Genomic DNA, 16171 nt, shown 5'->3' on the forward strand with positions numbered 1-16171 from the left:
CTTGTTCTTTGCAGTGGTGACAATTGTGGCCTGAATTTCGTGCGGTCGCTCATGCTGACGAAAGATTATGAGGTATTCGGGCTCGATTTCAATTTGGACGAGTATCATACTAGCGAAGCTGTCCGCCGCTACTACACGCAGTTCGACCCCGACACATTGATAGATGAGGTAAATCGGATAGTTGCGGCTGATGATATCGATCTGGTGTATGTCGCAGATACTGGCCCTGCACTAACCATTGTGGCGGCTCATAGAGACGAGATCACTACCAAAACATTTCTTCCCGTGCAGCCTGAATTTCAATGCGCGGAAGATAAGTGGCTAACGTACTTGCGACTCGCAGCGAACGAGTTAGCTTCGCCGCAAACTGTACTTGTAGAAACACCGGCGGACCTATCGAATATGTTTGCGACATATCAGAATGTGTGGATTCGACGACGAACTGGTTCTGGTGGAAGGGGTGCGCTTGGCACGTCGAATCAGCAGCTTGCCGAATCTTGGATTGATAGTAGCGATGGTTGGGGAGACTTCGTCGCCGCAGTGCAATTGACAGACAAGACAGCAACGTTCAGCGGTCTGTGGTTCAACGGTGAATTGGTTGCTTCCCAACTTCGCGAACGCCTCGCCTGGAAATACAGCGGTCGCTCACCATCCGGTGTCACCGGAATTACCGGTGTACAACGAACGTTCTGGGATCCGCTTCTGCATGACTTAGCTACGCAATCGGTCACGGCAATAGCCCCGAGGGCAAACGGTGCGATCGGTGTCGACTTCACCTACGACGACGACGGGGCACCGCGGGTTACAGAGGTTCAACCAGGGAGATTCTATTCTTCCATCTATTTCCTAGCGAAAGCCGGCTTAAATTTCGCAGACTTATACTGCCAATTGGCACTAAAGGGACAGCCGAGTGCTGAACCAGCACTAAATCCTATACGCCACTCGCTGTATTGGATTAAGGCCGTTGACAAGCACCCACTGTTACTGACAGATCAGGAATTCCTGCGTGCAGCCGAATAAGCCGCCACAGTACGATCCGGTGATCCTTCAGGAGAAATTGCGAAGTGCTCGTATCATAGCTACGGGTCCACTGAATGATGCTTATGAACTTAGAGATGACGGAAGGAGGCTGTTCATACGTGTACGGACGATCGATGACTTGGAATTCGGCCAGACGTTCGCGGGTGAACGTATCGCATATCCAATATTGCCGCCAAACGTCTTTCGCCCAAATCTATTTCAAATTGGCAGACTTCCGGCATCAAGTAATCCCTTTGCAATTTTCGAATTTCTTCCGAGTCGGGATATAGACTGGAAAGATCGGCACAACCTGAATACGCTGATAGATATGCTTATCTCCATACACACCATAAGGGGAGAGGGGTTTGGGGCAATATCGGACACGTCATTGCAGGAAAAGAATCCGCAACATTTTTTCAAAAGACTGTTTTCAAGTGAGGTAGACCGCATAGATCAGCATTCTGATGCCTCTGCCTTTAGAGACATCATCCGGCTCGTGAGGCTTTTCAATGACGAACACCCCGTTCTTTGCCACGGCGATGTGCATGCGGGAAACTTGCTCCTAGCCGATGATAGATTGCATTTGATTGATTGGGAAGCAACGCGGTGGCGCATCCCAGCGTCAGACTTTTCAAAGATTGGTCATGACTGGCTCACATCGGATGACTATCGATACATGGTTGATCGATACTGCTCCCTCACTCTTCGAGATCCTGAGCAATTTCGTAGACAGATTACTTGCCTTAAAGTTTACAGTCATCTGCGAAGCTGGAACTTTACGAATAAGTCCGGTCGGTTGGTTTTTGGAGTAGATGCTGCGACTCATGAGAGACTTGCAAGGGAGTTGCTTGCAGAAATGTTCTATATCAGTTAGCCTTAACATATGAGAATACTCGTACTGGGAGGACAACACATTGTCGGTGGCGCCATTGTCGAGGCATTGATTCGGGACGGTGTCGAAGTAAGTGTTCTAAGTCGAAATCCGCATATTGTTGCACCAGGCGTGCAGGTATTGTTGGCTGATCGCTACAGTCCCGATCAGTTGGCGACCGTTCTGACCGGAAAATTTGACTGTGTAGTTGATGTGAGCGGCGTTGATCCTTCCATGATCAGTACGCTACTCGACGTTGAGTGCATTCGGTCATGTTCGCGTTACATCTTTATCAGTTCCGCCAGTATTTATGATCGGCTTTACTCACAGCTTCCATTCACTGAGACAGCGGCTGGTGGTGGTGACTCCATCTGGGGCGATTATGGTGCAATGAAGTGGCAGTGCGAAGAAATACTCAGAGGCAGCTACCCTGGTACGCTCTTTATTCTGCGTCCGCCTTATGTCTATGGTCCACGAAATCCAGATCTTCGCGAACAGTTCGTGTGGAGTCGTGCCATAAATGGCATTCCGATTCCAGTGCCAGGCGATGGGCTTCGCAGGATGCAATTTTGCTATTCGCTCGATCTAGCTCGCTGTGTAGCTCGCATTACTCAGGCGCAGATAGTAGACGGCGGTACATACAACGTCGGTGGTGACGAGGTTTTGTCACAGATGGAATACGTACGACTGGTTGCCGGCGTAGCTGGTGCAGATGCCGATATTCATTCAATCTTCAAAGGCGGCTTGAAGGCTCGCGACTACTTTCCTTTCAGGGACGCTGACTTCTATATCAATACTTCTAAGGCCATTCGGGACTCAATATTTACGCCGACGCCCATCGAGATTGGTCTCAAAGCCACTTTGGATTGGTTTCAGAAGAATAGGACAGAAGATCTGCAGCCCAACTTGAGCGGTATAGACAAAATGCTATCACGATAGATTGGACTGGGTAGCCAATGTCAGCGCACTATGATGTTGTTGTCGTTGGACTCGGTATCAGCGGACTAGCATTTCTGCAGGAACTCCTCAACAGCGAACTGAGTTTTCAAGTACTGATAGTGGAACGCACAGAACTCTGGTACCCATGGGACATCGAGTCGGCGTCGGATACTGCGCTGACGTATCGACTCCCACAACAAAAATCTATACTCCATGCGACTACCGCAGGACTTGCATCCCCAGACAGTCTTGGTGAGTGGTGGACAAGTCAGCGCGCTGGTGGGGGGTTCAATCGTTGGTATGGCCAGATGTCGCGGTTTCAAGAAATCGACTTTGACGGATCGTTCGGTCGCCCTTGGGCAATGTCGCTACAAGAGTTGCAACCTTATTATGATGCCGTTGAGAGAGATCTATTGCCGTTTGGTTGCAGTTATGGATATACAGAGAAGAAGTATCGTGAGCTAGATTGTCGATACTTCAAGGATCGTCAGCATTCTAGTGAGTTCGAACGGTTCATCGTTGATTCTACGCACCATTCCGGATTCGATGCTTATATTGGGCAGTCCTGTCTCGGCGGACGCACCTGGGAAGATTCACCTATCGATCCTCTCACTGTATCGACTACTCGTTTGCACCCTATGTTGGTACGGCCGAACTATTATGTAGATGTTATGTCCCGGCTTGCAACAGACAGCAGGTTCGAGATTTTGTCATCCCACTCAGTCGTAAAGTTCAATCGCCGGTCGCGGAAGCACCCGCTTGCGATTACTATTGCGTCGAGCAAAAAGAGGTCACTGGTTGTCAGGTCCAGCTCTCTTGTACTGGCCTGTGGCCCTCTCAATACAGTGCCAATCTTGATGCGATCAGACCTTCCGAATAGTAACTCGGCACTAGGAAAAGGATTGACGTTTACGCTAGAAAGAGTTGCGTATGGCCTTCTTGATACGCCCCTCAGCAGCACTGAGCTTGACAGAAGAGTTGGGAGTTTCAGTTCAACGGTGATCAAGTCGTTCTATTCCTATGACGAGAATGGAATGAGGTCAAAAGGAGGCAAGTTTGCCCTATACGACTCCGGAGCGGTCGAAATACCACATCGGCGTAAAGAACATCTCGAGCTCGCTGGTGCCAATGTCGATTCATTCCTAAAGCAAGAGGCTCGTGGTTTTACTTGTGTAAAAGTTAGCTACAAAGGAGAGTCGAATGTTTCTGACGAAAAATTTCTAACGATGGCCGGCGGGAAGACTTTCATTCACTACCGCCCGCATGATCAGGATCTGCGCCGACAGGAAGCGGTTGCGAAGCAGCTAGAACTAATATCTGATACTTTAGGCCTAAGGTCAGTTTGCATTCAGCCAGTTCCTTCCGGCGCAAGTCTTGTTTCAGCGCACCATCACGGCGGTGCAATTGCGACACAGAATGATTCCGATTCTGTACTTGCCGCCGATAATCAGGTCATTGAGGCGCCAGGAGTTTATGTCGCAGATGCAAGTTCAATGCCGACTTCAGGAGGCACTAATTCCTCATTAACTGTCATGGCGATAGCTCGACGTCTCAGTACAACCGTTCTAACTATGCTGAAGGAATCTTAATTTGACTCAGGTACTTGATGGCTTCGCCGACATTTTGGACAGCTTCGATGGTTTCGCTCTCGACCAGTGGGGTGTTCTGCACGACGGTCGTATTGTCTACGATGGCGTCAAAGAGCTTCTTAGCCACGTGCGGGATAGTGGCAGAGATGTCTTAATCATAACTAATTCCAGCAAGACAGCTGAGGTTAACATAGCTAGGCTCGATAAAATGTTCGGTCTCAGTATCGACCGCCACTACAGTTCGCTCGTGAGCTCCGCGCAGCTCCTTCGTGACTGGGTGTTTCTGCGCTCGGAAAGTCGTCCATGCCGCATACACCTTGTAGGTGCAGCAGTTGATTCAGGACTCGTGAGGGACACGCTGGCTGAGATTGTGCCGCTGGAAGAGTGCGACTTTGTCTTACTTGTAAGCTTGCCTGACAACAATCGCGCCGACTGGCTCGCACGACTTAGACGTCTCGATCGGCCTGTACTTGTGCCTAGCTGTGACGCCGCATCCGTCACAGCAAGAGGGCTCACCACTGGTCTTGGCCCTTGGGTGTCAGACTTGATCGCTTCTGGCGTCGATGTTCGAAACTTCGGAAAGCCATCTACCTCCTTTTACGATGCTTGCAATGCGTACTGGTGTGATGGCCAACAACCACGTCGCGTGTTAGCCGTCGGCGATCAACTGCAGACCGATGTAGTTGGCGCGGCAAGGTACGGATGGTCGAGTGCGCTGGTCTTGACTGGTGCAGGGACTCAGAGCCGGGCTTCTTCTGCGGCAGCGTCACCGGACTACGTCATCCAGAGTTTGCGACTATGAGAATGCTGTCTTCCTTTGTTTTACGTGAGCGCGTATGTGCACAACTCTGTGGTACGATTTGATGATGGCGTCGGTAAAAGCTGATCGTAGCGTCCAGCCATGGGGGCAGTCGTCGATGATTGATCTCTATGATTGTGATCCAGATTTAATCCAGGACTCTGCGCATATTCGGCAGTTCGTTGAGGAATTGTGTTTGACATTGGGGTTTAGGCGCTTCGGCGAGTGCAATATTGTGCACTTTGGTGAACGCGCAGAGATTGCCGGATACTCGATGACTCAACTTATCGAGACATCGTTGGTCTCTGCCCATTTCGTCAACGAAGCGAAATCCATATATCTTGATATTTTCTCATGTAAGCAGTATGATTCCGATCTTGCCGCGTCCATTGCTAGTAGGTCCTTCAAAGCTTCTAGTTTTTCAGTAAAGGTAAGTCTCCGCCACTAAGCGAAGTGGTATCAGACCCAGAGCCCTCAGCGCCCGGACCAACTCGATTGGCGTTGCCTTACTTTGCTCGAACTGCATCCAGCGACTCTCGGTACAAAATCCTATCGATATAGGGTTGTGAAACGAACCAAATTGCCTTGCCTGACCGGTCCACGGTGATGCGACCACCCGGGAATAGAGTCCGGGTTTGATCGATCCGATTCAGTTCATATCGCAAGCCGCCGGATGGCTGATGGGTATGGCTGCAGCGGGCTGCGTACTCGTCTGGCGTCAGGTAGCCCAGCGACGAATGACTGTGATGCCTAGCTAGGTGTATGAGGCCATGACGTTGGTGACGCCCGCGCGGAGGCGGCTGGCTGGTGGTCGGTTCCCGGCAGCCGAATGTGGTCGATGGTAGTTGTAGTGGACGTTCCAGACGCCGAGTGCGTTAGCCCGTTGGTGTTCGGAGGTCCATTCGCGGGCGTAGAGGAACTCCTCGGCCAGCATCCGGTTGTAGCGCTCGACCTTCCCGTTGTGACGCGGTGTGTACGGCGTGATGCGTTGGTGGCGAGCGCCGCGCAACGTCTTGGCGAAGTCGGCAGCGCGGTAGCAAGAGCCGTTGTCGGTCACGATTTGCTCAAGGAAGATGATCCCGTGGCACCGTAGAATGCTCGTGTCCGATCCATGAATCCTGTTGCTGTCAAGGCTGTTTCGTCGTCCAACGCCTCGGTGTAGGCCAGCCGCGAGAAGCCGTCGACAGCGGAGTGTAGGTAGACGTAGCCGGCTTTGGCGCCACGCTTCTTGGCGGTTGTGGCGACCTTGGCCTGGGCGGAGCCGCGGCCGTGTGCTCGCCAGCCACCACCGTCGGGGATGCGTCTGACCATTTTCACATCGACATGGACCATGTGCCCAGGCCGCTGGGCCAGGATCTGGCGTGGCGGGCGATTGTTCTCACCGGTCGGGTCGATGAACTGGCGTCGGTTCAAGCCCAGGTTCTGCAACTGCCTGGTCACGGTCCTGACCGCGATATGGGGCTGGTGCACGGGTAGGTGTCATCGATCTGGCTTGCCGATTGGCGGGCCTGGAAGGATGTCTACGTGCCCAAGCCCTATCCCCGCGAGTTCCGTGACGATGTCGTCCGCGTTGCGCGCAACCGCGACGAAGGGGTGACCCTGGACCAGATCGCGGCCGACTTCGGGATCCATCCGATGGCCTTGTCGAAGTGGATGCGCCAGGCCGATGTCGACGAGGGTGTGAAGCCGGGAGCCACCACCTCGGAGTCGGCGGAGTTGCGGGAGCTGCGGCGCCGCAACCGGCTGCTCGAGCAGGAGAACGAGGTCCTGCGCCGGGCCGCGGCCTATCTTTCCCAGGCCCAGCTGCCGGGAAAAAGATCTACCCGCTCGTGAAAGAGCTCGCCGCCGACGGGATACCCGTCGTGGTGACGTGCCGGGTCCTCAAGCTCGCCCGCCAGCCCTACTACCGCTGGCTGGCCGACCCGATCACTCCGGCCGAACTCGCGCAGGCCTACCGCGCGAATGCCCTGTTCGACGCGCACCGCGACGACCCGGAGTTCGGGTACCGATTCCTGGCCGACGAAGCCGGCGCTGCGGGTGAGCCGATGGCCGGTCGGACGGCGTGGCGGATCTGCTCGGCGAACCGGTGGTGGAGTGCGTTCGGGAAACCCCGCCGAGGTTCGGGCAAACGGCCGGGGCCGCCGGTCCACGACGACAGGGTGCGCCGCCATTTCACTGCCGATGGCCCGAATCAGTTGTGGCTCAGCGACATCAGCGAACATCGGACCAGTGAAGGAAAGCTCTACATCTGCGCGGTCAAGGACGTGTTCTCCGGTCGGATCGTCGGCTATTCGATCGACTCGCGGATGACCTCGAGGCTGGCGGTGACCGCCTTGCGCAACGCGGTGGCTCGCCGCGGTGAGGTGGCCGGCTGCGTGGTCCACACCGACCGAGGGGCGCAGTTTCGAGCCCGCCGCTTCGTGCACGCGCTGAACAGGTTTCGCATGGTGGGGTCGATGGGTCGAGTGGGTTCGGCCGGTGACAACGCGGCGATGGAGAGCTTCTTCAGCCTGCTGCAACGCAATGTCTTGGACCGGCGAGCCTGGGAGACCCGCGAGCAGCTTCGGATCGCGATCGTGGTCTGGATCGAACGCACTTACCACCGTCGTCGGCGCCAGGACCGGCTCGGTCGGTTGACCCCGATCGAGTACGAAGCAATCATGACCCCAGCAGCCCGACAGGCTGCCTAACCACAGTCACCTGTCCGTGCACCAGCCCCCAAGCGCTCTACCGGACAGCACCGGACAACGTCCGGCGGCATCTTAACCAAGCCTTCTACGAGCGGTTCTACCTCGATGACCTCGAAGTGGCCGATGACGACAAAACACCGATCTTCACCGAGCTGCACGAGGCCAAACGCGCCTACGCGGGACGGCAGGTTCGTGGCGCGGGATGCGGGCAAACCCCGCCCAGACAGCAGAAAAGCCCCCGCGGTGCGGAGGCTTCTGGTGATGCAGACTCCCTTACTCTCCCCAGTGTCTTTTCAGTCACTGGTTCGAGTAAGGGCGTCATGGTCGGGCTGACAGGATTTGAACCTGCGACCACTTGACCCCCAGTCAAGTGCGCTACCAAGCTGCGCCACAGCCCGTTGCATCCTGCGTTCAGGTGCCCGATGAGATTACCGCAGGTCTCGCTCCGGACGCTAATCTGCTGGTCAGGGCAGGTGTCGGCATCGGTGAACCAGTTCGGCACGGATGACCCGGCGACCTTGGCGCCCCCGCTGCGAACCGTGCGTAGAGCGGTATGTGATCCGCACGGTTACGGTCTGTCGGTGGTGTGGTTATGAGGAAGTCGAGTCAGGTCCATCGTGAGGTGGCGCGGAGCGCGCCGTTTCAGATGGCGGCGCGGGCGGGGCTGGTGGCGTACGGCTTGGTCCATCTCCTCGTGGCCTGGGTCTGCGTGCAGCTCGCGCTCGGCGATTTCGGTGGCGACGGGGTCGGGAAGGCGGACAAGACCGGGGCGTTGCAGAGTCTCGCGGAGCATCGGGAGGGCGAGTTGGTGCTCTGGCTCATCGCAGTCGGGCTCGGGGTCGCCGTGCTGTGGCAGTTGCTGGAGGCGGTCACGGGTGCGCGGAGCAGTCGGAGGGACAGGCTGCTGCGGGTCATGAATTTCGGGGAGGCGGTGCTGTTCGGCTACCTCGCCTACAGCGCGATCAAGCTCGCGAACGGGAAACCGGCGTCCTCGACCGATCAGGCGCAGCTCGCTCTCGTCGGCAACCTGCTGAGCAGGGAGTGGGGGAAGGTGGCGGTGGTCGGAATCGGGCTCGCCATTGTCGTCGCGGGGGTGTTCGTGGCGCATCACGGCTGGTCGAAGCGGTTTCGGGAGGAGCAGGATTTCCGGGGTGCGGGGCGGTCGACGGAGCGGCTCGTGATCCGGCTCGGGCAGGTCGGGTACGCGGCGCTCGGTGCGGTGTACGCGGGCGGTGGGGTGCTCGTGATCGTGGCCGCGGTGCAGAGTCAGCCGCACAAGGCGACGGGGCTGGATGTGGCGCTCAAGACGCTGGCGGGTCAGCCGTACGGGACCGTGCTGCTGCTCGTCGTCGCGGTCGGGCTGGCGGCGTTCGCGGTCTTCACGTTCCTCGATGCCAAGTTCCGCAAGGTTCATTAGCGTAATGCGGGCCGGGTAGCGCCCGATCATCGAAACATGACGATCGCACGAGGACTGGTTTCGATGACAGCCGCCGGAATCCTGGGAGCGGCGATGGCACTGGCGGGCCCCGGCGTTGCGGGTGCCGCCGACCCCTGCCAGCTCGGGGCGTCGAATGTCGGACCCCGGAGCTGCGCCACCACGGAACTGCGGACGGCTCCGGCGTGGACGCTCGGTGACGGGTTCTGCGTCGGGATGCTCACCGCCGCGGGGGTCGCCTACGACGGCCCGCTGGCCGAATACCACGTCTTTCCGGGGACCGCGCACTCCATCGAGCTGCGGATCACCCAGGGGTTCTCCCCGCTGGGCACCTTCGCACCGACCGTGCTGGCGTGTGATGTCACCGCGATCGTCGACTGGCGCAATCTCGACACCGGCGGCAGCGGTTCGGTGAGTCATTTCGTTCCGGCGGGGAACACGGGTTCGCGGCCGTTCTTCGTCCACGTGGACTCGGGGCCGGGACGGGTCGCGCTGACCCTGCGGACCGACCGGCCCGGCATTCCGGCCACCACCGAGGTGTTCGTTCCCTGAATCGGCGCTCGCCGCGCGGCCGGTACCGGTTCAGGCGTAGTCGGTTGCCGGCGCTAAATCGCGGTGATGCACAGTATTTCGGTGGAGCTGGGGTCATACGCGCTGGTGGATGTGGAGACGACGGGGCTGCGGCCGGGACAGCACCGGGTGCTGTCGGTGGCGGCGCTGCTGCTCGACGATGCGGGGGCGGTGGTACGGGAGTTCCATACGCTGGTCGATCCGGGCGGGGATCCGGGGCCGGTGCACATCCACGGGCTGACGCGCGAGATCCTGCGCGGCGCACCGGAATTCGGGCGGGTGGCGGGGGAGCTGGCCGGGGTGTTGAGCGGGCGGGTGCTGGTGGCGCACAACGCGCGGTTCGATCACGGGTTCCTGGCGGCGGAGTTCCGGCGGGCCGGGGTGCGGATGCCGGTGCGGAGCCGGATGTGCACGTTGGCGCTGGCTCGGCGGATCGCCCTGCCCACGGTCGATTTCAAGCTGGCGACGTTGGCGGCGCACTACGGGGTGGTGCAGCGGCGGGCGCACGACGCGCTGGACGACACCCGGGTGCTGGCGGGGGTGTTGCGCGGGCTGGCGGGTGACGCGGCGCGGCTGGGGATCTCGGCTCCGGTGCTGGACTGTGCCGACGAACCGGCGCGGTGGCCGCGCAGCCGAGCCGGGGCGAAGCCGTTGTGCGAGTACCGGTATCCGGGGAGGTTGCCCGCGGGGGAGCCGCTGGTGCAGGGGATGAAGGTGGCGATCACCGGGGACACCGCGCTGGAACGGGAGGTGCTGGTGGCGCGGGCGGAGGCGGCGGGGCTCGATGTCACCGGCGCGGTGAGCGGGCGGACGAGTGTGCTGGTCTGCAACGACCCGGGTTCGGGTTCGGCCAAGGCGAGGCGGGCGCGGGAGCTGGGGACGGTCGTGCTGCGGGAGGGGGAGTTCCTGCGGTTGCTGGGTGACGTGCGGGCCGGGGAGGCGCTCGGGGCGCTGCCTGCGGGCGCGTCCGAGGACCAGGACGCGGGGGCTGGAGGTCCGATCGACGGTGGTCGTCTCGGCCAGGCCGTCGGCGCGGTCGGTGTCCAGGAAAAGCCTTCCGGAGGTCCGCACGACGACCGAGGGGCACGCGACACCGTCCGTGGACCGCTCACCGGCCGTCGCGTTATCGTCCTCGGCGGCACCCACACCGAAGCCGCCCGAATCCGCGCCGCGGTAACGAACCTCGGTGGCGCGGCGGCGGCCAACCTCTCCGCCCGCGTCACCGACGTCGTCGCACTCCCCGGCGGCCGCCCCGACCAGCGACTGGCCCGCGCGCGGAGGCTCGGCCTCCCCATCCACGGTCCGGAACTCGTGCAGCACAGCACCCCGACCCCGGCCGCGAGCACGACCACCCTCGCCCGCGGCCAGGTGACAGACCTTCCGGACCAGCCCAGATGGACCATCCGCGCCTCCTGGCACACCCACACCGTCGACCTCGTCGCCTTCCTCCTCGACGACACCGAATCCGTGGCCAGGGACGCCGACTTCGTCTTCTACAACCAGCCCGAAACCCGGGGCGCCACCCTGACCTGCGACGGCCCGGCCGAACAGGCCGTCGAACTCGACCTGACCGCGCTCCGCCCCGGCCGCACCCGCATCGTGATCGCCGCCGCACTGGAACAACCGGGAATCACCTTCGGCGATGTCGGCCCGGTCGAACTCGACATCGACGGCTTCGCCCAGGCCACCCTGGACGCCGCGACCGAGGAGCGCACCCTGCTGCTGGCCGAGGTCTACCGGCGCGGCGAGCGATGGCGGCTGCGGGCGGTCGGGCAGGGGTATCCCACGGGGCTGGCGGAGCTCGCCGCCGGGTACGGGGTGGAGCTCGGCTAGCGATCGCGCGGCTCCGCCGCCGCCGAGCCGAATGTCGTCGACTCGAACCGCCGCCCCGCTCGACAGCGCGTTCCGCGGCGGCGCCACCGGCCGGTGTCCGCTGTTTGGTGTTGACCGGCTCCCGATGGCAGGCTCAAGCGGTGACGCAACCTCCGGATATCCAGGCGACCGGGTCCGACCCGGCCTCCGACAAGTTGGACGGCGCGGTCTTCCGCGTCGCGGGCGTGGTGGTGCTCGGCGCCATCATGTCCATCCTCGACATCACCGTCGTGACGGTGGCCCTGCCGACCTTCCAGCTCGAGTTCGGCACCAGCTACGCCATCGCGGCCTGGACCATGACCGGCTACACGCTGGCCCTGGCGACGGTGATCCCGCTGACCGGCTGGGCGGCGGACCGCTTCGGCACCAAGCGGCTCTACCTGGCCGCGCTCACCTTCTTCGTGCTCGGCTCGGCGCTCTGCAGCCTGGCCTGGAACATCGAGACGCTGATCGCGTTCCGGGTGATCCAGGGCATCGGCGGCGGCATGCTGATGCCGCTCGGCATGACGATCATGACCCACGCCGCCGGCCCGCAGCGGGTCGGGCGGCTGATGGCGATCCTCGGCGTGCCGATGCTGCTCGGCCCGATCGGCGGCCCGATCCTCGGCGGCTGGCTGATCGAGAGCCTGAGCTGGCACTGGATCTTCCTGATCAACGTGCCGATCGGCGCGGTCGCGCTGATCGCCGCCTTCGTCGTGCTGCCCGCCGACGACCCGCAGCCGTCCGAGTCGTTCGACTTCCTCGGCATGCTGCTCGCCTCGCCCGGCCTCGCGCTCTTCCTCTACGGCGTCTCCAGCATTCCCGAGGCGGGCACCGCGCTCACCCCGAAGGTGCTGGTCCCCGCGCTGGTCGGCGTCGTGCTGCTCGGGCTCTTCGTCCGGCACGCGCTGCGCACCGAGCACCCGCTGATCGATCTGCGGCTTTTCCGGAACCGCGCGCTGACCTTCGCGGTGCTGACCATGGTGCTCTTCGCCATCGCCTTCTTCGGAGCCGGGCTGCTGCTGCCCTCGTACCTGCAGCAGGTGCGTGGGGAGTCGGCGCTCTGGGCGGGGCTGTTGATCGCCCCGCAGGGGCTCGGCGCCATGCTGAGCATGCCGATCGCGGGCCGGATCGTCGACCGCTCCGGACCGGGCAAGGTGGTGCTTTCCGGGCTGGTGCTGATCACGCTCGGGACGGTCTATTTCACCCAGCTGGAGGCGGATTCGTCGTACCCGCTCCTGCTCGGCTCGCTCTTCGTCATGGGGCTCGGCATGGGCTGCACCATGATGCCGGTGATGACCGCCGCCCTGCAGACGCTGAACCACCAGCAGGTGGCGCGCGGCTCGACGCTGATGAACATCGTGAATCAGACCGCGGGCTCCATCGGCACCGCGCTCATGTCGGTGGTGCTGACCGGGCTGCTCGAGAAGCAGCCGCTGGCCGGGCCCGCGATCGCCGCGCAGTTCGACCCGCGGGTTGCGGCCCAGCTGCCGCCCGCCGCGGTGCAGGAGGGGCTCGACCAGGCGGCGCAGGCGTTCGGCCACACCTACGTGGTGGCGCTGGTGCTGATCGTGCTGACCTTCATCCCGGCGTTCTTCCTGCCGCGCACCAAGCCGAAGGCGCCGGAGGGCGCCGAGGCGCCGGTCCTCATGCACTGAGCTCCCGGTCGACGGGCCCGGCAGCGGAAGCGGCCGGGCCCGTCGCCGTCTCAGGAGTACTTGGCGACGAAGGAATCGAGCGAGCGCTCGAAATCGCCCTTGACCGCGCGCGCCACCCCGGACCCGATCGGCCCGAAGAGCGGCGCCCCGCCCAGCTCCACATCGATGGAGACCGAGGCGCCGTCGCCCTTCGGCGCGACGGTGAAGCGCAGCCCCACCTTGGTGCCGCCCTTGCCCGCGCCCTGCAGCGCCAGCGTGCGCGGCGGCGTGGCCTCGGTGACCGTCCAGGTGACCCGGTTGCGCATGCCCTTCACGCTGACCACCCCGACCAGCGTCGTGCCCGCGGCGAGCTGCTCGGGCACCGGCCCGCGCCAGGCCTCGTGCATGGTGAGCCAGGTGCCGAGTTCGGCCAGGTCGGATGCGTGCGACCACGCCTGCTCGGGGGTCAGCGGCACGTCGGCGGAGACCTTCAGCTTTGCCATGCGCGCATGGTATCCCCGGCGCGGCGGGTCGTTTCGCCGCGCGCGGGTCCGGGTACCTGGGGACGGACCGCGAAAGAGGGGAGCCCCGATGACCACCGACCCGGTGGCGACGCTGCGCACCGTCGTCCTGGATTGTCCGGAACCGGCCACCCTGGCCCGGTTCTACGCCGGCCTGCTCGGCGGCGAGGTCGTGGACGAGGACGACGACCCGACCTGGCAGGTGCTGATCGAGCCGGGCGGGCGGCGGATCGCCTTCCAGCGCGCGCCGGAGTACACCCCGCCGGTCTTCCCTGACCCGAGGGGCTCGCAGCAGCTGCACCTGGACCTGCTGGTCGCGGAGATCGAGGCCGCCGAGCGGCGCGCGCTCGAACTCGGCGCGGTGCTGCTGGAGCCGCACGACGACGACCGGTTCCGGGTCTACCGCGACCCGGTCGGGCACACCTTCTGCTTCGTCTGGAAGTGACCCCGGTCACTCCGGAATAGTCCGGAACCTTCCCGTGTTCAACTGGTTGCCACATCAACCAATGGAATTGCGAGGAGGGTCCCGTGCAGTTCGGAATATTCACCGTCGGCGACGTGACCACCGACCCCACCACCGGCCGCACCCCGAGCGAGGCCGAGCGGATCAAGGCGATGGTCGCCATCGCGAAGAAGGCGGAGGAGGTCGGGCTCGACGTCTTCGCGACCGGTGAGCACCACAACCCGCCCTTCGTGCCGTCCTCGCCGACCACCCTGCTCGGCTACATCGCCGGGCAGACCGAGCGCATCCAGCTCTCCACCTCGACCACGCTGATCACCACGAACGACCCGGTGAAGATCGCCGAGGACTTCGCGATGCTGCAGCACCTGGCCGACGGCCGGGTGGATCTCATGCTCGGCCGCGGCAACACCGGCCCGGTCTACCCGTGGTTCGGGCAGGACATCCGCAACGGCATCCCGCTCGCCATCGAGAACTACGGGCTGCTGCACCGGCTCTGGCGCGAGGACGTGGTCGACTGGGAGGGCCGCTTCCGGACGCCGCTGCAGTCCTTCACCGCGACCCCGCGGCCGCTGGACGGCGTGCCGCCCTTCGTCTGGCACGGCTCCATCCGCAGCCCGGAGATCGCCGAGCAGGCCGCCTATTACGGCGACGGCTTCTTCGCCAACAACATCTTCTGGCCGCGCGGCCACTTCCAGCGGCTGATCGAGCTCTACCGGCAGCGCTACGAGCACTACGGCCACGGCTCGGCCGACCAGGCGATCGTCGGGCTCGGCGGGCAGGTGTTCCTGCGGCACAACTCGCAGGACGCGGTGCGCGAGTTCCGGCCGTACTTCGACAACGCGCCGGTCTACGGGCACGGCCCGTCGCTGGAGGAGTTCACCGAGCAGACCCCGCTCACCGTCGGCAGCCCGCAGCAGGTGATCGAGAAGACGCTGAGCTTCCGCGAGTCCTTCGGCGACTACCAGCGCCAGCTCTTCCTCATGGACCACGCCGGGCTGCCGCTGAAGACCGTGCTCGAGCAGCTCGACCTGCTCGGCGCGGAGGTCGTGCCGGTGCTGCGCCGCGAGTTCGCGGCCCGCAGGCCCGCGCACGTGCCGGACGCCCCCACGCACGCCGCGCTGCTCGCGGCCCGCACCGCCGTGACCGCCTGACCCGTCACGCCCGCTTGACCGATTCATCCATCACGCCAAGGAGTAACCCATGACCAAGTCTCTCGCCGACCTCGGCCTCGCCGCCGGCACCTGGGCCATCGACCCGGTGCACTCCACCGTCGGCTTCGCCGTGCGCCACCTCATGGTGAGCAAGGTGCGCGGCCGCTTCACCGACTTCTCCGGCGCGCTGGAGATCGCCGAGGACGGCACCGCCACCGCGCACGCCGAGATCCGGGTGGACTCGGTGACCACCGACAACCCGCAGCGCGACGCCCACCTGCGCACCGCCGACTTCTTCTCCGCCGAGCAGTTCCCGCTGGCCACCTTCACCGCGACCGGATTCCGCCCGCAGGGCGACGATTTCGAGGTCGACGGGGAATTCTCGCTGCGCGGCAGCACCAAGCCGGTGACCCTGAAGGTGGAATTCCTCGGGGTGAATCCGGGCATGGGCAACGGCCCGGTAGCCGGGTTCGAGGCACAGACCGTGGTCAGCCGCCGCGATTTCGGGCTGGACATCGATATGCCGCTGCCCGACGGCGGCGCGGTGATCGGCGACAAGATCACCCTGACGCTGGAGATCGAGGTCGGCCTGCAGGGCTGACGCCCCGCCACACCACGATCGGCCGGACCCGCGC

At 62.4% G+C, this 16171-nt stretch carries 16 protein-coding genes, 1 tRNA gene and 1 pseudogene; 14 read left to right on the forward strand and 4 right to left on the reverse strand.

The window, feature by feature from the left end:
* Positions 1-51 precede the first annotated feature (51 nt).
* The 4 genes from LTT61_RS30545 (at position 52) to LTT61_RS30560 (ending at position 4419) form a co-directional block, all read left to right on the forward strand.
* On the forward strand, positions 52-1020 hold the full coding sequence (locus LTT61_RS30545; protein WP_233017468.1) for a hypothetical protein: 969 nt from the start codon (positions 52-54) through the stop codon (positions 1018-1020).
* Positions 1007-1894, forward strand: a complete 888-nt coding sequence (locus LTT61_RS30550; protein WP_233017469.1) for an aminoglycoside phosphotransferase family protein — start codon at positions 1007-1009, stop codon at positions 1892-1894. The genes LTT61_RS30545 and LTT61_RS30550 overlap by 14 nt, the downstream gene beginning before the upstream one ends.
* A gap of 9 nt (positions 1895-1903) precedes the next feature.
* Positions 1904-2830, forward strand: a complete 927-nt coding sequence (locus tag LTT61_RS30555; RefSeq protein WP_233017470.1) for an NAD-dependent epimerase/dehydratase family protein — start codon at positions 1904-1906, stop codon at positions 2828-2830.
* Between the two features lie 998 nt (positions 2831-3828).
* Positions 3829-4419 (forward strand): GMC oxidoreductase, encoded by a 591-nt coding sequence (locus tag LTT61_RS30560; RefSeq protein WP_233017471.1) that lies wholly within the window; start codon positions 3829-3831, stop codon positions 4417-4419.
* Here the strand turns inward: LTT61_RS30560 and LTT61_RS30565 are convergent.
* Positions 4400-4546 (reverse strand): hypothetical protein, encoded by a 147-nt coding sequence (locus LTT61_RS30565; protein ID WP_233017472.1) that lies wholly within the window; start codon positions 4544-4546, stop codon positions 4400-4402. The two genes, LTT61_RS30560 and LTT61_RS30565, sit on opposite strands and share 20 nt — an antisense overlap.
* On the opposite strand from LTT61_RS30565, the gene LTT61_RS33015 reads away from it, so the two are divergent.
* Both LTT61_RS33015 and speD read left to right on the forward strand, forming a co-directional pair.
* Positions 4511-5221 (forward strand): HAD hydrolase-like protein, encoded by a 711-nt coding sequence (locus tag LTT61_RS33015; protein WP_420094842.1) that lies wholly within the window; start codon positions 4511-4513, stop codon positions 5219-5221. The genes LTT61_RS30565 and LTT61_RS33015 overlap by 36 nt on opposite strands.
* 115 nt (positions 5222-5336) lie before the next feature.
* Positions 5337-5666, forward strand: coding sequence for an S-adenosylmethionine decarboxylase (speD, locus tag LTT61_RS33020; protein ID WP_420094716.1), 330 nt, complete (start codon positions 5337-5339; stop codon positions 5664-5666).
* 306 nt (positions 5667-5972) lie between these two features.
* Here speD and LTT61_RS30570 read toward each other — a convergent pair.
* A pseudogene (locus LTT61_RS30570) lies at positions 5973-6673 on the reverse strand (integrase core domain-containing protein); the annotation flags it as partial.
* A gap of 69 nt (positions 6674-6742) precedes the next feature.
* Between LTT61_RS30570 and LTT61_RS30575 the strand changes: the two are divergent.
* Positions 6743-7908, forward strand: a protein-coding gene (locus LTT61_RS30575; RefSeq protein ID WP_420094717.1) for an IS3 family transposase whose coding sequence is annotated in 2 segments (ribosomal slippage) — positions 6743-7025 and positions 7025-7908 — 1167 coding nt in all. Because the reading frame shifts where the segments join, the coding sequence is not laid out codon by codon here.
* A gap of 321 nt (positions 7909-8229) precedes the next feature.
* Here LTT61_RS30575 and LTT61_RS30580 read toward each other — a convergent pair.
* Positions 8230-8306, reverse strand: a tRNA-Pro gene (locus tag LTT61_RS30580).
* 194 nt (positions 8307-8500) lie between these two features.
* Here LTT61_RS30580 and LTT61_RS30585 point away from each other — a divergent pair.
* From LTT61_RS30585 to LTT61_RS30600, 4 genes are all read left to right on the forward strand, one after another.
* A complete protein-coding gene (locus LTT61_RS30585; protein WP_233017474.1) occupies positions 8501-9325 on the forward strand; it encodes a DUF1206 domain-containing protein in 825 nt (274 codons plus the stop codon).
* A gap of 63 nt (positions 9326-9388) precedes the next feature.
* Positions 9389-9895 carry a hypothetical protein gene (locus LTT61_RS30590; RefSeq protein ID WP_233017475.1) on the forward strand — a complete coding sequence of 169 codons (507 nt, stop codon included), beginning with the start codon at positions 9389-9391 and terminating at the stop codon, positions 9893-9895.
* Between the two features lie 81 nt (positions 9896-9976).
* Positions 9977-11746, forward strand: a complete 1770-nt coding sequence (locus LTT61_RS30595; RefSeq protein WP_233017476.1) for an exonuclease domain-containing protein — start codon at positions 9977-9979, stop codon at positions 11744-11746.
* Between the two features lie 140 nt (positions 11747-11886).
* The gene (locus LTT61_RS30600) at positions 11887-13422 is read left to right on the forward strand and encodes a DHA2 family efflux MFS transporter permease subunit (protein ID WP_233017477.1); all 1536 of its coding nucleotides are present in this window, start codon (positions 11887-11889) and stop codon (positions 13420-13422) included.
* Positions 13423-13472: 50 nt separating this feature from the next.
* Here LTT61_RS30600 and LTT61_RS30605 read toward each other — a convergent pair whose 3' ends face one another.
* On the reverse strand, positions 13473-13904 hold the full coding sequence (locus tag LTT61_RS30605; RefSeq protein WP_233017478.1) for an SRPBCC family protein: 432 nt from the start codon (positions 13902-13904) through the stop codon (positions 13473-13475).
* 88 nt (positions 13905-13992) lie between these two features.
* Between LTT61_RS30605 and LTT61_RS30610 the strand changes: the two genes are divergently transcribed.
* The 3 genes from LTT61_RS30610 to LTT61_RS30620 all read left to right on the forward strand — a co-directional run bounded on the left by LTT61_RS30610 (position 13993) and on the right by LTT61_RS30620 (position 16137).
* A complete protein-coding gene (locus LTT61_RS30610) occupies positions 13993-14367 on the forward strand; it encodes a VOC family protein (protein ID WP_233017479.1) in 375 nt (124 codons plus the stop codon).
* 83 nt (positions 14368-14450) lie between these two features.
* Positions 14451-15536: an LLM class flavin-dependent oxidoreductase gene (locus LTT61_RS30615; protein ID WP_233017480.1), complete on the forward strand. Its 1086-nt coding sequence runs from the start codon at positions 14451-14453 to the stop codon at positions 15534-15536.
* Between the two features lie 49 nt (positions 15537-15585).
* Positions 15586-16137: a YceI family protein gene (locus LTT61_RS30620; protein WP_233017481.1), complete on the forward strand. Its 552-nt coding sequence runs from the start codon at positions 15586-15588 to the stop codon at positions 16135-16137.
* Positions 16138-16171: the final 34 nt, after the last annotated feature.

Source organism: Nocardia asteroides (genome assembly GCF_021183625.1).
In the GTDB taxonomy this organism is placed as follows: domain Bacteria; phylum Actinomycetota; class Actinomycetes; order Mycobacteriales; family Mycobacteriaceae; genus Nocardia; species Nocardia asteroides_A.

Excerpts from the sequence above, each read along its gene's own strand:
- speD (WP_420094716.1), top strand. The coding sequence starts at position 5,337 with ATGATTGATCTCTATGATTGTGATCCAGATTTAATCCAGGACTCTGCG.
- LTT61_RS30585 (WP_233017474.1), top strand. The coding sequence starts at position 8,501 with ATGAGGAAGTCGAGTCAGGTCCATCGTGAGGTGGCGCGGAGCGCGCCG.
- LTT61_RS30620 (WP_233017481.1), top strand. The coding sequence starts at position 15,586 with ATGACCAAGTCTCTCGCCGACCTCGGCCTCGCCGCCGGCACCTGGGCC.
- LTT61_RS30555 (WP_233017470.1), top strand. The coding sequence starts at position 1,904 with ATGAGAATACTCGTACTGGGAGGACAACACATTGTCGGTGGCGCCATT.
- LTT61_RS30605 (WP_233017478.1), bottom strand. The coding sequence starts at position 13,904 with ATGGCAAAGCTGAAGGTCTCCGCCGACGTGCCGCTGACCCCCGAGCAG.
- LTT61_RS30545 (WP_233017468.1), top strand. The coding sequence starts at position 52 with ATGCTGACGAAAGATTATGAGGTATTCGGGCTCGATTTCAATTTGGAC.
- LTT61_RS30610 (WP_233017479.1), top strand. The coding sequence starts at position 13,993 with ATGACCACCGACCCGGTGGCGACGCTGCGCACCGTCGTCCTGGATTGT.
- LTT61_RS30590 (WP_233017475.1), top strand. The coding sequence starts at position 9,389 with ATGACAGCCGCCGGAATCCTGGGAGCGGCGATGGCACTGGCGGGCCCC.